17 protein-coding genes are annotated in these 14323 nt (G+C 45.6%); 4 read left to right on the top strand and 13 right to left on the bottom strand.

What is annotated here, in order from left to right:
* Window positions 1-52: 52 nt before the first annotated feature.
* Window positions 53-1717: an anti-sigma factor domain-containing protein gene (locus CR205_RS07140; protein WP_110518236.1), complete on the bottom strand. Its 1665-nt coding sequence runs from the start codon at window positions 1715-1717 to the stop codon at window positions 53-55.
* The gene (gene sigI / locus CR205_RS07145) at window positions 1714-2457 is read right to left on the bottom strand and encodes an RNA polymerase sigma-I factor (RefSeq protein ID WP_110518237.1); all 744 of its coding nucleotides are present in this window, start codon (window positions 2455-2457) and stop codon (window positions 1714-1716) included. Before sigI ends, CR205_RS07140 begins: the two co-directional genes overlap by 4 nt.
* Before the next feature lie 210 nt (window positions 2458-2667).
* Between sigI and CR205_RS07150 the strand changes: the two genes are divergently transcribed.
* Window positions 2668-3606, top strand: coding sequence for an MBL fold metallo-hydrolase (locus CR205_RS07150; protein ID WP_236634715.1), 939 nt, complete (start codon window positions 2668-2670; stop codon window positions 3604-3606).
* A gap of 103 nt (window positions 3607-3709) precedes the next feature.
* Entirely contained in the window at window positions 3710-4675 is a 966-nt protein-coding gene (locus CR205_RS07155) for a DUF2777 family protein (protein ID WP_161524708.1), read from the top strand.
* Window positions 4676-5195: 520 nt separating this feature from the next.
* Here the strand turns inward: CR205_RS07155 and CR205_RS07160 are convergent.
* The 8 genes from CR205_RS07160 to CR205_RS07195 all read right to left on the bottom strand — a co-directional run bounded on the left by CR205_RS07160 (window position 5196) and on the right by CR205_RS07195 (window position 10471).
* Window positions 5196-6737: a PH domain-containing protein gene (locus CR205_RS07160; protein WP_161524709.1), complete on the bottom strand. Its 1542-nt coding sequence runs from the start codon at window positions 6735-6737 to the stop codon at window positions 5196-5198.
* The gene (locus CR205_RS07165) at window positions 6730-7248 is read right to left on the bottom strand and encodes a PH domain-containing protein (RefSeq protein ID WP_236634716.1); all 519 of its coding nucleotides are present in this window, start codon (window positions 7246-7248) and stop codon (window positions 6730-6732) included. The genes CR205_RS07160 and CR205_RS07165 overlap by 8 nt, the downstream gene beginning before the upstream one ends.
* Window positions 7238-7462 carry a hypothetical protein gene (locus CR205_RS07170; RefSeq protein ID WP_110518240.1) on the bottom strand — a complete coding sequence of 75 codons (225 nt, stop codon included), beginning with the start codon at window positions 7460-7462 and terminating at the stop codon, window positions 7238-7240. Before CR205_RS07170 ends, CR205_RS07165 begins: the two co-directional genes overlap by 11 nt.
* Window positions 7463-7587: 125 nt before the next feature.
* Entirely contained in the window at window positions 7588-8721 is a 1134-nt protein-coding gene (locus CR205_RS07175) for a conserved virulence factor C family protein (RefSeq protein ID WP_110518241.1), read from the bottom strand.
* A 76-nt stretch (window positions 8722-8797) separates the two neighbouring features.
* The gene (locus CR205_RS07180; protein ID WP_110518242.1) at window positions 8798-9217 is read right to left on the bottom strand and encodes a TlpA disulfide reductase family protein; all 420 of its coding nucleotides are present in this window, start codon (window positions 9215-9217) and stop codon (window positions 8798-8800) included.
* Entirely contained in the window at window positions 9214-9546 is a 333-nt protein-coding gene (locus tag CR205_RS07185; RefSeq protein WP_236634717.1) for a thioredoxin family protein, read from the bottom strand. Before CR205_RS07185 ends, CR205_RS07180 begins: the two co-directional genes overlap by 4 nt.
* 12 nt (window positions 9547-9558) lie before the next feature.
* Window positions 9559-10182 carry an arylformamidase gene (gene kynB, locus CR205_RS07190; protein WP_110518243.1) on the bottom strand — a complete coding sequence of 208 codons (624 nt, stop codon included), beginning with the start codon at window positions 10180-10182 and terminating at the stop codon, window positions 9559-9561.
* 88 nt (window positions 10183-10270) lie between these two features.
* Complete coding sequence (locus CR205_RS07195; protein WP_110518244.1) at window positions 10271-10471, bottom strand: hypothetical protein; 201 nt, start codon at window positions 10469-10471, stop codon at window positions 10271-10273.
* A gap of 159 nt (window positions 10472-10630) precedes the next feature.
* On the opposite strand from CR205_RS07195, the gene CR205_RS07200 reads away from it, so the two are divergent.
* Window positions 10631-11878, top strand: a complete 1248-nt coding sequence (locus CR205_RS07200) for a YeeE/YedE family protein (protein ID WP_110518245.1) — start codon at window positions 10631-10633, stop codon at window positions 11876-11878.
* A gap of 207 nt (window positions 11879-12085) precedes the next feature.
* Here CR205_RS07200 and CR205_RS07205 read toward each other — a convergent pair whose 3' ends face one another.
* Entirely contained in the window at window positions 12086-12646 is a 561-nt protein-coding gene (locus CR205_RS07205) for a cysteine hydrolase family protein (protein WP_110518246.1), read from the bottom strand.
* A 182-nt stretch (window positions 12647-12828) separates the two neighbouring features.
* Complete coding sequence (locus CR205_RS07210) at window positions 12829-13089, bottom strand: DUF2524 family protein (protein ID WP_161524710.1); 261 nt, start codon at window positions 13087-13089, stop codon at window positions 12829-12831.
* Between the two features lie 137 nt (window positions 13090-13226).
* On the opposite strand from CR205_RS07210, the gene CR205_RS07215 reads away from it, so the two are divergent.
* Window positions 13227-13841 carry a trimeric intracellular cation channel family protein gene (locus CR205_RS07215; RefSeq protein WP_110518248.1) on the top strand — a complete coding sequence of 205 codons (615 nt, stop codon included), beginning with the start codon at window positions 13227-13229 and terminating at the stop codon, window positions 13839-13841.
* On the opposite strand, the gene CR205_RS07220 is transcribed toward CR205_RS07215, so the two are convergent.
* Complete coding sequence (locus CR205_RS07220) at window positions 13826-14275, bottom strand: TcaA NTF2-like domain-containing protein (RefSeq protein ID WP_110518249.1); 450 nt, start codon at window positions 14273-14275, stop codon at window positions 13826-13828. The genes CR205_RS07215 and CR205_RS07220 overlap by 16 nt on opposite strands.
* Between the last annotated feature and the right edge of the window lie 48 nt (window positions 14276-14323).

Genomic DNA, 14323 nt, shown 5'->3' on the forward strand with positions numbered 1-14323 from the left:
GCTGCATCGGATAGTGGTTTCCCGGTGCAGCCTTTTTATATTTATATGACTATCACTCATTTTTTCCGCTGTTTCCATTATTCTTTCCTTTGTCGCCGCCATTGCCGTTATTATTTCCATTGCCATTGTTATTTCCATTGCCATTGTTTTTTTTGTTGCTGTCGTTATTGCCGGTGCCTTTGTTATTACTGTTCCCATTGCCACTGCCGGTTCCATTAGAATTTCCGCCCTGATCCTGGTTACTGGAAGGACCGTTGCCGCGATTGTTTCCATTGCCTTGTCCGTTATTGCTGTCTTTCTTTACGTCTTCTTCCTGACTGCTTTTGTTTCCTCCTGCTTCACTGCTGCAGTTTCCCTTTTTCTTCTGGTCGCTGCAGTCTTCGTCCTCTTTATCCGAAACCCCAGCTGCTGCCAAATCATCTTCTTCCTGATGTTTATCACTGCTGCTGTTATCTTTGCTGGCAGGGTTTCCTGCCTGATTATTTCCGCTGCCGTTGTTGCTGCTTCCATTACTATTCCCGTTTCCATTCCCGTTTCCATTGTTGCTGTTTCCATTATTATTCCCGTTTCCATTCCCGTTCCCGTTGTTACTGTTTCCATTTCCATTCCCGTTACTAATGTTGCCGTTTCCAGTGCCGCTGGCGGCTGCTGTTTTGTCACTGGTATTTTCTTCATTTTTATTATTCCGGCCTGCATTTTCCCCTGCCGCAGATGAATTGTTTCCCCTGTTGTTCTTGCCTGCCTGCGAAGCCGTCTCGTTCTTTTCAGAAGCATTTTCCGATGCTTTTTCCTGCACTCGATTTGACGGATGATCTGTTTTTTTGTTTTGATCAGAACTGAGACCTGCGACTATAGATGGCATTTCCTCTGTTAAAGCTGGATGCTGCCTGATATTTGAAACCGCTGGTTTATCTTCTTTTAGTGCTGTTACGGTTTTGGAGGAATCGGATGTTGTTTTATCGTCCTCAACAAGAATGGTGCTGTGTATACCGGCATTTTCAGATTCTGTTTGAATCAGTTCTCCCATTGAAAGCGCTGAAAGTTCGGATAGTTCAAGCGACTGCTCCAAATTAGTATAATAGAGGGATAGTTTACCGGGTGAAATATCAAACTCGTCCGCTTGATCTGCAGTCTGCTGATCAAGCAGTAAACTGACAATATTTATGTTGTATTCTTCAAAGAATGAATGGGTCCACCCTTCATAGGATGAGATCCAGTACTCATCATCCATAAGAGCAGGAGAAGTGGATATGTATAAGTTTCTTCCTTCATCAAGATAGCCCAGACTGCGGCTGTAATCCAATAATTTTCCGGATACAGAAGCGAATGAAAGGCCTGGATTTTCACTGAGTCCTGTCCTGTTGATCAGTTCCTCCCCTTCCTGGTTGTAACTGGTCAACTGTAAAACATCGAAATTTTCGTCCAGTTTCATAGCTATGCTTGGGTTGATATCCAATGCAACTATACCGTAAACTTTATCATCGCTGCTGAATGGGAGCATAGCAAAAAGGATCAGAAAACTAATTACGGCAGCTACCGGAATTGTCATGGTTTTAGCGTTGTAAAGAAAAGAAAAATTGAGGGCTCCCGCCGGGCTGTAGTCAACTTCCTCTCCAGTTCTGACACCCGGTCTGCGTTTCGCCTTTACAAATTCCCCTTCTTTTGTCATCACGATCATAAATCGATCGTGCTTCTCCATGACAACCCCTTTTTTCACGTCAACCACTCCTTAAGGTAATCCTTGAGATAGCGATAGTCTTCCATAAGGACAATGGAAACCGCTATAATATATTTCCTGTTTCGTTCAATGGTTTTTCTGCTCATCGTAATATGACGGGTCAGCTCCTTAATCGGCAGCCTTTTTTTCGTCATTAATGTGTGACGCAGATCCTCCCGTGCGACCACGGTTTTCGCTATAACGGCCATATTTTCCCTTGCATCCTGATGCTTCGGACACTGTTTCGCCACATCAGCAAGCGTGATTTTAAACCCTTTAAGTACTTCTTTTAAATGAAGGATTTCCTCTCTTCTATACTCCTGTTCAAGCTTCAGGTGATATTCCCGAAAAGAAGCATGCACTTCCGCAACGTTTTCCATATTTTCGTTATCCTCATCGGTATAATCAATGGAGAGGGGAATCTTTCTCCGCTGCTCCTGACGGATAAAATCAATGACTCTCCGCCGGATAACCAGGCTTGCAAAAGACAGGAAGGAACTTCCCTTGTCAGGTGAATACTGATGAATGGCTTCATTGAAAGCAATCAGGGCAATGGAGTATTCATCATCTTCACTTGTATTTATATATCGTTTACATACTTTTGCTGTTGTTTTTCGAATAAAAGGTATATATTGTTCAATCAGTTCATTTTCGAGTGCAGCGTTGCCCTTTTGCACTTCAAGAACCGTTCCGGATAAGTCTAAAGGTTTAGTTGGATTTACAGTTAAGCGCTTGAGCACTCATAGCACCTCTCTTGTGCGTATTCATATGTATTCGCCGCGTACGCATCGTTTTTGTGGGGTTATTTCCATATCTTAACGAGTTTTTTTTACAAATTCAGTGGACCTTCGACCTAACTATCAATTACATTTCAGTGATACACTGTTTACAGTTATATTACGGTTCATTAAAATGAAAGCGAATTCAAAACACTGAGAGGAGCAAAACCATTGACACAAAGCATTCGAGCATTCGACAAGTGTCGTCACATTGTTGACGGCTTCGATTTAGGGATGGCAGAAAGAACCGGGTCATATGTACTAGATGAAGAGGAACTTACACTCATTGAAACCGGCCCGGCTATTTCCATTCCCCATATTATAGAAGGTCTTAATAAACTTGGAAAATCTCCAGAGGACGTAAAACATATCATCGTGACACACATTCACCTTGACCACGCCGGAGGAACAGGTCTGCTTTTAGAAAAATGTCACAAGGCAATGGTTTATGTACACGAAAAAGGCGCCCGGCACCTGATTGATCCTTCCCGTCTGATTAAAGGCGCAAAGATGGTATATGGTGATAAATTTGATGCCTTGTTTCATCCTGTCCTTCCCGTCTCCAAAAATAATGTAACGATTGTCAGGGAAGGTGATACACTGTCACTGGGGGCCTGCAATCTGCGGTTTTATGACACACCTGGTCACGCAAGTCACCATATCGGCATATATGATGAAAAAACAGACACATTTTTCTCAGGAGATACAATCGGGGTCCGTTACCCCTCTCTTGAAAGAAAAGGCTTGTCCCTGATCCTTCCATCTACATCTCCCAATCAGTTTGACCCAGATAAAATGCGGCAATCGGCTGAGAAAATTAAAAGTTTAACTCCTGCAAGAATTGCTATGGGTCACTACGGGACAACCGATAACCCTGATCATGTTTTTAAACAGCTGGATTACTGGCTTGAGGTATTCCTTGATACAGGGAAGATGCACTTCGAGAATGGAGAAAGTGACAAAGTATTGAAAAAATCACTTCTGAAGGAAATAAAAAATTACGCTGAAAAATATACTGAATTAACACCAGAAGATATTCAGTTGATTGGGCTCGACCTCAGCATCAGTTCGATGGGCATTATGGATTACCTGAAACGGAAACACCGCTGACATACTGGTTACAATTCATTTTGTTTTCTGTTTGCAAAATAGTATATTATAATTGTAATAAATCGCTTGAGGCGCGGAAATCTTTTCTAAAGTGGGGATGTTTATGGATCGCAAGGCAGCAACGAAATATGTAGGAAAACCGGTACGCATAAATGAAGGGAAAAATGGTGAATACACCGGCATACTGGAGGATGTAACTGCTGAGCCCAGAAAACCCTGGGTCGGAACGGTACGGATTTCAGGCGTCCTTTCCTACCCGGACATCATGTGGGATTCAAATGAACTCCCTTCCCCGCTGTACTCGGAAAACGAGCAGGTGTATTGTAGCGGGAACAAAATAACACCTTACAGCCGTGACGATTCCTATACCTACAAACAGTCCATTGATTACGCTCTGGCTGAAAAGTGGAACAGGATTGATGCAGAAAAAGAAGCCAACGAATCCGTCCTCGCCCTGATTCATCAGGAGTTGAAACGGCGAAAAGCGGAAGATCTTCTTTATGAAGAAAGCTATGTGTATTACCATCTCGTAAAAAAAGCACGGCATTTTTACGTTTATGATGAAGAAAAAAAGGAAGCACTGTCTCTTGACGGCTGCCCATTTGAGTTTGAAATTAAAGTGAAAGGACGCTGGCAGAAAGCAAGAACTGCCAATGCACCGGAATTTGAACTCGAGAGCGGCAAAACGGTTGAGTTAAAGCATGGAGATCAATTGAGACTGAACAAATCCCAGTTCGACCCGTACCGGATTCTGATCAATGAACTGGATCCTCCTGCACTTCAGGCGCTTGAACGGGGTCTCAAAAAACTCGGCATCTTTCATGAAAACAGCGTTTACTGCCATAACTCGCTTTTGATACAGCTGCTCAGTGAAGTTGATCAAGACGAATTTGACGGTGTCAATTTCATCTCATATGCAACTGACAAACATCAATTCATCGTACAGCATCACTATGAACGTGAAATATTTGAGGATGAACCCGACAGAACTTACGACCGATTTGAATTTACGTCGGACACCGGAGAAAGACTGATTACTACCTACGCTACGGAACTTTCAAAGGACTAAAGAACATTCTAAAAAGGCTGCGACTAAACTCATCTAAATAGAAGGCCCTCACCATCGGTGAGGGCCTTCTAATTGTTGATTGTTCAAAAATACACTCGCTTGCCGCGGGCAAGGCTTCAGCTAACCGGGGAAAATCGCCCCGGTGGATCTTCAACTCTTGCTTTTCCCGCAGGCGTCTCGTGATTTTTGAACAATCAACATATATGTACATAAAAAGGATACCTTCTAATAAAGTTAAATCACCACAACCTAACAGTATCGAAGGTATCCTTATGTTTAAGGCTATGTTAAAGCTTAATGTTGATATTTTCTATCATTGATTGTAGCGAACGCGCGACACTCCTGCGGGAACAGCGCCGGCTGAAGACCCCGCAGGGTGTTCTCCCCGAGGAGGCTGAAGCGGTGCCCGCGGAAAGGGAGCGTAGTGAATGGAAATTAACAACAGAATTTAACAGAGCCAAGTTAAAAGATTACATGAATCAAGTTGATTTGCCGATGGTATCACGAACCTTCAATCACATCAATTCAGTTTTCCCCCGGGATCGGATCCCCTGGAATCAGACTCTTCATAGGAAAACCATCTGAAACACGATACAGACTGATCTTCACCAAGATGCTGAAGAGAAAACGTCTTTCCGGTTATACTTGTCAGGATCGAAACTTCAAGCGTGGTCAACCCGTTAAGCCTCTGGAGCGGGTGACTCGTAATTTCAACTGTCTGAATGCGGCTTCGCGGCACGATGACCGTCGTCCGGGCAAACTTTCTGGAGCGCATCCATAAAAACTGTTCATTATTGCCGATTCCAGCATCTTTAAACTGCCAATAGCCGAGCCCCGCCGCTAAAGCAAGACCGATAAAGCTGAAAGCGCCATAGTCGATGAAATAGGTTACCAGCGCTGCTGCAGCCGTGACAGGAACAGCAAGGCGGATCATATACCTGAACATGCTTTTTCCAGGCAGGCCGGTCATTGGACGTTCAAAGGAATACTCCGGTGCCAGTGCCTCAAGATGCCCCTTGATTTCAGATTCACGGCACAGCGGAAGCAGTATAGTCGAGAGGTCTTCATCCTTCGTTCCTCCTCCCGCGCTTTCCACATAAACAGCAACGAGGCCGAATGGCTGCCTCAGAACGTTTTGAACAACACGGACCGCTGTAATTCTCCGCCTGTTTAATGTAAGCTGCCGTCTTTCAAGCAGCCCCCTTGAGATGACAATTTCATCTCCTGTCTTTTCAATTGTAAAATTACCATACTTCAGTAAAGTGCTGATAATCCTGATCACCCAGGCAATCAGCAGTACAAGAATGACAAACGATATGACAAACCTTACGGACGACTGGAGCACAAACCCGAGTGCTGTTTCATACCAGGCTTCAGGAATGAACTGCTGGATCTGTGAGAACGCAGCGCCGACAAAAGTCGCTGCCACCCCGATTCCGCTGGAAGTAAGTGCAGCGGCAAGCAGCCTTCTGCCTGAGAGCTTCCACCTATGGTCCGGCTCCTTCCTTTCCTTTGCCTGATACTGTACCGGCTTAGGTGTTTCCTTATCCTGATACTCCCCTACATCGTATACCGCTCCGTCTTCCCCTTCGTACTCATACGAGTCCGGTTCAGACTTACGCATCCCATAAAGGAGTTCATGTCTGATTTCCTCGGCTTCCTCACGTTTTAATGCAATGATTCGAAACTCCGGCTCGTCTCCTCCGCCGGCTGTTTCAATTTTCACTTCAACGAGGTTAAACATTCGCTGAATGAGCTTCGCATTTAAATCAATACTCTGTACCCGGTCCTGGTGAATGTACCTTTTCTTCCTGAAGATCAAGCCGTGACGGACATGAAGTTCACGATCGTCAAGTCGATAACGGAAGGTAAGCCAGTAAAGAAACCCGGAAACAGATGAAAACAGCAGTAAGAAAATGAGAATGATCAGATAGTACCATGGGCCTCTCTGCTGTGATGATCCAAAGAATAAAAGCACGACTCCGGTTATCAGGAGCTGCTTCACATTACTGAAAAATGATACAAAAATGGAAACGGGATGCTGGCGTTTGTAATCACTCATCAGGATCCGCTTCCCTTGCCAGTTTTGCAATATGATCTCTGACCTCATCGGCTTTTGACTCTTCGAGAGCCGGTATTTCATGAACGGTGGCCGCCGTAGTAATTTTTACAGATGCCATTCCGTAGTGCCTTAATAACGGCCCCTGTTCTGTATCTACGTGCTGAACACGGATCATGGGGATAATGACACGGCGGACGATCAAAATGCCGTAAAGGAGTTCGACTTCGTTTTCATAAATTTTATAGCGCCAGCGCCGCCACTGCCATTTCGGAAACAGAACAGTGTTAAAAATTCCATAAAGCAGATAGGCTGCAATAATGAGATAAAGAATCCATCCAGGCAGAAACTCAACCTGGTTGGAGAGCCACCAATAAGCCATTGGTACGAGTGCAAAAACCAGGAATTCAATCACTGCTCCTATCCGCCATACTTTCAGTGCATCCGGTGAGATTTTCTGGTCAGGCATCGGCCGCTTGTCTGTTTCGGGATATTCCACTGTGTCACTTCCCATCTTCAGATGCGTCTTCCTGAATGTATATTATGTTTACCCCTTCGTCTTTCATGAGGCTGAGAACTTGATCGTTCAGTTCTCTGTCATACAGAAGCCCCAGGGATTCGACGATCTCCAGTTCCTCGAGACGGCCTTTCTCTGCATCTTCAATCAGTTCAAGTATTTCATCATAATTTTCCTGTTCCAGTTTTGAAATGAGTTTTTCCTTTTCCATTTTACGGCTCCTTTTTTATGTACTTTCCAATTCTATCCTACCACAGTAAAAAACAGCCCTTCAACCAAATTGCCGGCCCGTTAGAGCAGAAAGCCCGGCCCCTGAAATTGGAGCCGGACATGGTACTACTGATTTCTCTGTATTGTATCGGTCATCTGTTTCCAGACTGAGCCTTTTGCTTCTTCTCCGCCTTCAATACGGGCAAGTGCCAGCTTCACCTGCATACTCACCTCAAACTCAGCATCATCTTCTGCTTCACGGAGCGCCTCGACTGCACGTTCGTCACCAACTTCATAAAGGAACATGGCTGCCCGCCACCGCACCAGTTTATTTTTGTCTTTAAGCGATACTATCATTGCCGGAATTGCTTTTTCACTGCCGATATCCGACATGCAGTCCCCTGCTGTTCTGCGCACAGTAACTGACTTATCCTTGAGTGCTTCTTCAAGGAGCGGAAGCACCTCTTCATCTTCAATCATTCCAAGATACACCGTTGCCAGACGGCGCATAGAAGCTTTTTCATCATGGAGCGCCTTCTTAATTACCGGCAGGTCATCCAGGGTCGGATTCATCTGTTCAAATACTTCAAAACGCTTTCGCCAATCAGGATGGTCAAGCATCTCCTCTGTTACTTTCAGCCACTCTTTTTTTACAGGCTTCGCTGTTCCGTCCTTCTGCTCATTTGCTGCGTTAACGAGGCGTGCAAGGCGCTCGTCGGTGTATGCTGCTTCAATCTCCTCAGCAACTTCCTTTGCCACTTCCTGAGGGTCACCGTAACGGGGTTTCTGCTCGGCCCATTTGCGCATGAGGACAATATTGTCATCTGGATGCTGGGCATCCATGGCCGCCTGCTGAAAGACAGCGGGAAGACCTTCACGGATTTCCTCTTCACCCGCCTGCGCCTTGATCTGCATCGGAATACCCTTGAACATTTGGATAGCTACATTTACTTCTCCAAAATGCTCATCCACTTCACGATCTTTGGAGACTCCTTCTTCTGCATCCTCTCCGAAAACCTTTCTGACTTCGGGCAGAAGAACTTGCCAGTCCGCTTTAGGATGACGTTCTACGGCGATAAAATCAGCAACATGGTAGATGCCTTTTACTCCCTCAATTTCGAAAAGCTCCTTTACAAAAGAAGGCGCGTCCTCTTTATTTTTCGGGGTAAAGTTATGCGCTTTTCCCGCCGGGAGAGATTCTGTTAAAGTCAGTTTCATCGTATTGGGGCTTGGGGTTGGTTCAATCGCTTTAATTCTCATTTTGACAGACTCCTCTCAACTGTTTTCTGTATTTTATATTATCATACGTAAAAGACAGGGCCCAACCAGCAGGCGTTCAGGCAAGGAGACGGCCCAGACCTGTCAGAATATCCTGAAATGATGCCTTGTCATTAAAACTGGCCGCGATCCTATGCTCCCGGTCAAGCAAAAAAGTCGTTGGAACAGACATACACCGGTAGCTGTCATACGTCTTTGTTGCGTCGTCAAGCACCATGGGAACGGTAAACCCTTCCTTCCTGAAGAATTGTTCACCTGCTTTAGGATCTCCTTCCCTTCCGGTTACGTTTATCATCAGAAGATCGACCTCTTTTGTTTCCATGGCTTTATACAGCTGCTCCTTGTTTGGAAGATCCCGCTGGGAATCCGGGCACCATGAAACCCAGAACGTGATCATAAGAGCCTTCCCATTGTAATCTGATAATGAAACCTCCCGTCCTTTTGCCGGGCTGTATAGTGAGAAATCAGGTGCATTCATGTATGATCCTCCTTTGCTGTCGTAAAGCGCGAAAATGTATCATAAAGGTACGAAACCGAATGAACAGCATACTGCCGGTCTACACGGTTTCCGTCGATAAAATAAAGCACACATGGTACACTTTCAATCTTATGTTCTCCAGCCAGTGCAGGAAAAAACGAAATATCCGCTTTTACTACCGTAACATTTTCAAACATCGGCTCGACAATGGTGAGAAATCGTTCTGCAAGCCTGCATGTCCCACACATCGCCGTGTGGACAAACACGACTGTCCTTCTGTTCTGTTTAATCATTCCATTAAGTTCCTCTTCATTATGACAGATCAGCAAACCTGCATCCTCCTACCGCTTCATTTCTTTCAGCACTGCTCTTACCGGACTCCCGTCCCCATGACTCAGACGAAGCGGGAATGCAGTGAGTTCATAATACCCTGGTTTTACACCGAAGAGATTCAGTCCTTCAAGAATGACAATACCTGCCTTGTTTAACTCATGATGAGCACGAAGCTCTTTGGATTCAAGGGGGTCCACTGATGGAAAATCAACACCGATGAGGTGGACACCGGCTTCCTTCAGTTTTACGGCAAGTTCAGAAGCTACCTGGGGAAAAGCGCTGTAGGAGTGGCCGGTTTCATTGGCTGCTGTCTTAAATAAAACTTTTTTAACTCCTTTAAGAACAGCTGAACTCACATCTTCAGGTGTAATTATGTTTTTACCCGTAAGATCAATAACCACTGCTTCACCTGTAAAATAATCAAGTGGAAGTGTGTCTATCGTCTCTCCTTCCTGATTAACATGAAAAGGGGCATCTATATGGGTCCCTGTATGGGTACTCATCGTAACTTCTGCAACATTGACGCTTGAGCCGTCGGAAATCTGCATGGAAGGCCGCAGCGAAAACGGCGTATCCCCGGGCCACACCTCCATATTCTTTCTTAGAGGCTGAGTAATATCTATCAGTTTCATAAATGTCCTCCTTCTATATGTTTTGCTGTTTTCTCTAATGTAACAAAAGAAAGGAAGGATGTCTTTTCCTGAACATCCTTCCTTTCTGTCATGGATTTTGTCTTTTGGCCTGCTCGTCCATCCAGTCCATCAGCTGATTAACGAGCGATTCAAAATCAGCGTCAACCTGATAACCCCTTAGAAACTCACCTTTACTTTCATCATTAAGCCTGCGGAATTCATTTTTCACTTCTGATCCCTGATGGGTAAAATCCTTCAGTTTTCTTCTGATCATTCTGAGATCTTCCATATGTAACGCCTCCTTTAGATGCCCTATTCCCGCGCTTTGATTATTATTAACCGTTTTTTCGATTTAAGCTCTCTGTTTTACAAACATAAACGGATACGTTACAATAAATCAGAATTAAAACCCGATAAAACTTATAGGAATTAAAGGAGTGATCAATAAATGAACCTTAATAATCAGCAGTCAGCCCACAGGGAAGCACCGGAATACAGCCCGCTTCCACCTATGCAAAAAGGGAATGTTGCCCTCGGCGCTGCGGCTTTTATCATTCTAGCCGTAACAAGTTATTTAATTTCCGGAATTGAAATGGCCATTCTTTTAAGCTTCGGCCTTGTTTTCGGTTTTACTCTGTTTCATGCCCGTTTCGGATTCACCTCGGCATTCAGAAGGTTCGTTGCAGTCGGCAACGGCCAGGCATTACGGGCACACATGCTTATGCTGGCAGTTGCCATTACCCTGTTCGCACCTATTCTTCACTTTGGCATTGGTTTTTTTGATGCCGATCCGGCAGGGTTTGTGTCACCTGTAGGTACGAGTGTAATTGTCGGTTCCTTTCTGTTCGGTATCGGCATGCAGCTTGGCAACGGCTGTGCATCCGGAACGCTTTATTCCATCGGAGGCGGCCGCTCTTCCATGATTCTGGTTCTGATCTTCTTTATTATTGGCTCTGTTCTTGGTGCCTGGCACTTCGAATTCTGGACTGAAGATATGCCGAATCTTGCACCGATCAGCCTTGCAGAGGATACAGGTCTTGGCTATTTAGGTGCATGGCTTCTGCAGATGGGCATATTCGGCGGTGTAATTCTGCTTACCATTATCGTCCGTAATCGCCGTCGTCCCCCTTCCATGGCTGTTCTGCCAAGTGCTGAAGGCTGGAAACGCATTGTTCGCGGTGCATGGCCCCTGTGGGCTGCCGCAATTGTACTCGCAGTATTCAATGCCTTGACACTTATGGTCCGCGGCCAGCCGTGGGGCATCACCGGCGCATTCGCTCTGTGGGGTTCCCAGATCGCCCAGGCCGTCGGGATTGATGTGACTCAGTGGGGTTACTGGTCAGGTGAGAACGCACAGCAGCTCGAACAAAACGTATTTCACGATTCTACCAGTGTCATGAATTTCGGAGTGATGACCGGTGCCTTTATGGCTGCTGCAGCTGGAGGAATGTTCAGTTTTGCAAAGAAGATTCCGTTTAAAATTGCAATGGCGTCCATTGCAGGCGGTCTTCTGATGGGATACGGCGCCCGTCTCGCATTCGGCTGTAACATCGGTGCTTATTTTGGAGGCATTGCCTCATTCAGTGTACACGGCTGGGTATGGATGATCTTCGGAATGCTCGGCACCTACGCAGCTCTCTTTATCAGACCGTTGTTCGGTATGAAAAACCCGAAAAGCGACGACCGTTTCTGCTGATTAAAAAAGCTGATGCCTCTGTTTATTTAGAGGCCATCAGCTTTTTTTTTAGCTTTTTCAAAAAGATTGTTTTTTTTCGCTGCAGGCGGATGCTTTCCGCGGGCAACGCCTCAGCCTCCTCGGGAAAATTACCCTCCGGGGTCTTCGGCTTTGCTTTTCCCGCAGGAGTCACCGCCTTTCGCTCCTATCAGACACAGCCTTTATTTTTTATTGACCGGTTACTACATCTGCTCCGAGGATTTCTCTGAAATGGCCGAGAGCCCACTCGTGGCCTGACTGGCTGAAACTCTGAACAGCACCACTGTGAATGACAATTTTAAATCCCTTATTAAATGCGTCCACAGCTGTATGAAGAATACAAATATCCGTACACACACCTGCCAAATGAACTTCAGTTATTTTTCTCTCTCTCAGCCTGATTTCAAGATCAGTCCCTGCAAAAGCGCTGTAACGGGTTTTATCAATCCAGAGAAGCCTGTTGTCACCCTGAATGGCCAGCCGCTCATATACAAGGCCCAGCCTGCCGTATAGTGCCCTTCCTTTTGTCCCTCTGATATTGTGGGGAGGAAACAAGGCCGTTTCAGGATGAAAAGGGTCGTTTTCTTCGTGTACATCAACGGCAAATACAAGGTGATCTCCACGTTCCCAAAAGGATTCAGCGAGTCCTGCCACACGATCTTCAATCTGCTGACCAGGCTCACCGCAGGACAGGCGCCCATCGTCTGCAATAAAATCGTACGTGTAATCTACCACCACCAACGCTTTCATCTGAATCCCTCCTGCATGCTTTTTTCTCATTATAACAGTGGCCGCAGGAATGCACCTCTTTCACGCACAAGTTTTCGAAAATCAGTAATCTATCCGAAAACACCTGATCATTATGCCCATTTTCCAATAAAACCAAAAGACCATCCCTGAGACAGGAATGGACTTTATCATTTTCCGGTTAACTAAATTCCAAGAATCATCCGGTTTTGAAGCTGGTGAATCTGCTGTTCGACTCTTAGAAGCTGATCCCGCTGTTCGGGATTTGCACTTTGAATTATTTTCTCCAGTTCCAAATGAACTTCTTCCAAGTGCTGCTGTGCCTCAAGAAAATCCCCCGGGCTCCCTGGATTTACACGTCTTGCGTCATCAAGCTGCGCTTGAGCGTCGTCCATTACTGTACGAATTTCTGCAATCAATTCTTCCATCTGATTATAATTAGCCATCATTCATCACCTCGGTAGTCTCTCTGATAGGAGTAGTATCTGTCCGGGAGTTTTACTTATGCTTAGAAAATGTTTCTTATCGTTGGCAACAGGCGTAAGGCGTGGTATTTTAAGTGAGGAAAGAAAGGATGAAATGAATGACATGGGAATTATTTAACGTAATTGGTACGATTGCTTTCGCCCTCAGTGGAGTCATTGTCGCGATGGAAGAAGATTATGATATCATGGGCGTTTATATACTCGGGTTTGTTACTGCCTTTGGCGGTGGCGCAGTCAGAAACCTTCTGATCGGACTGCCTGTAACCGCACTTTGGGATCAGGGAACATTATTTACAATTGCTATCGTCGTGATGACAATCGCCTTCCTGTTTCCGATCTGGCTGAACTCCTGGCTCAAGTGGGGCCATTTTTTTGATGCTGTCGGGCTTGCCGCCTTTTCCATTCAGGGAGCCTTGTTTGCGAAAAGCATGGGACTGCCTCTTAGTGCTGTTCTGGCAGCTGCTGTGCTGACAGGAACAGGCGGCGGCATCATCCGGGATGTACTTGCAGGCAGGAAACCGCTTGTTTTCAGAAGTGACATTTACGTTCTATGGGCGATTCTCGGAGGTCTGATTGTCGGTTTCAATGCTGCCTCTTCCACATGGGAACTGTTAGTCCTTATGATGGCGATTATTCTACTTCGGATGCTGTCGGTCCAGTACAAATGGCAGCTCCCCCATAAAAAAACAGCGGAGCGTCAGGCTGAGTCCTGACGCTCCATCTGCGTAATTCTGAATGTATCCCGGAAAGGGTTTAGATAATAGGTACGGACACGTTCCTCCGTTCCTGTTTCCCCTCCTGTTTTTTCTATTGCCTCCTGAACGGTTATCCGAACTTCACCATCGTCGGTTTTCTCCACACGTACTACTTCCAGTTTAATGACCTTCTCCACCAGCCTCTGTGTCGTGTACTGCTGATGCGTACGCCGTATCATATGGTAAAATTGAGAGTTGGGATACAAGTAGGTTTCCAACTCCCTGAACGATGAATCCTCCAGACTATTTGTCCAGGCTTCTTTATAATCCTGAATAAACAATGAAGCATCGTTATGCAATTCTTCATCCGCCTCATGCCAGTCCACATCCGCACATGCTGTAAGTGTCAATAAACATATCGCTGCCGCCAGCGTAAATACCGCTTTTCCCACAAAACTTCCCTCTTTCTGTATCTATCTAAACTGTTTCCCTCTGTCAGT

The organism is Alteribacter lacisalsi (assembly GCF_003226345.1).
Lineage (GTDB): Bacteria > Bacillota > Bacilli > Bacillales > Salisediminibacteriaceae > Alteribacter > Alteribacter lacisalsi.

Excerpts from the sequence above, each read along its gene's own strand:
- CR205_RS07155 (WP_161524708.1), top strand. The coding sequence starts at position 3,710 with ATGGATCGCAAGGCAGCAACGAAATATGTAGGAAAACCGGTACGCATA.
- CR205_RS07160 (WP_161524709.1), bottom strand. The coding sequence starts at position 6,737 with ATGAGTGATTACAAACGCCAGCATCCCGTTTCCATTTTTGTATCATTT.
- CR205_RS07165 (WP_236634716.1), bottom strand. The coding sequence starts at position 7,248 with ATGGGAAGTGACACAGTGGAATATCCCGAAACAGACAAGCGGCCGATG.
- CR205_RS07170 (WP_110518240.1), bottom strand. The coding sequence starts at position 7,462 with ATGGAAAAGGAAAAACTCATTTCAAAACTGGAACAGGAAAATTATGAT.
- CR205_RS07175 (WP_110518241.1), bottom strand. The coding sequence starts at position 8,721 with ATGAGAATTAAAGCGATTGAACCAACCCCAAGCCCCAATACGATGAAA.
- CR205_RS07180 (WP_110518242.1), bottom strand. The coding sequence starts at position 9,217 with ATGAATGCACCTGATTTCTCACTATACAGCCCGGCAAAAGGACGGGAG.
- kynB (WP_110518243.1), bottom strand. The coding sequence starts at position 10,182 with ATGAAACTGATAGATATTACTCAGCCTCTAAGAAAGAATATGGAGGTG.
- CR205_RS07195 (WP_110518244.1), bottom strand. The coding sequence starts at position 10,471 with ATGGAAGATCTCAGAATGATCAGAAGAAAACTGAAGGATTTTACCCAT.
- CR205_RS07200 (WP_110518245.1), top strand. The coding sequence starts at position 10,631 with ATGAACCTTAATAATCAGCAGTCAGCCCACAGGGAAGCACCGGAATAC.
- CR205_RS07205 (WP_110518246.1), bottom strand. The coding sequence starts at position 12,646 with ATGAAAGCGTTGGTGGTGGTAGATTACACGTACGATTTTATTGCAGAC.
- CR205_RS07210 (WP_161524710.1), bottom strand. The coding sequence starts at position 13,089 with ATGGCTAATTATAATCAGATGGAAGAATTGATTGCAGAAATTCGTACA.
- CR205_RS07215 (WP_110518248.1), top strand. The coding sequence starts at position 13,227 with ATGACATGGGAATTATTTAACGTAATTGGTACGATTGCTTTCGCCCTC.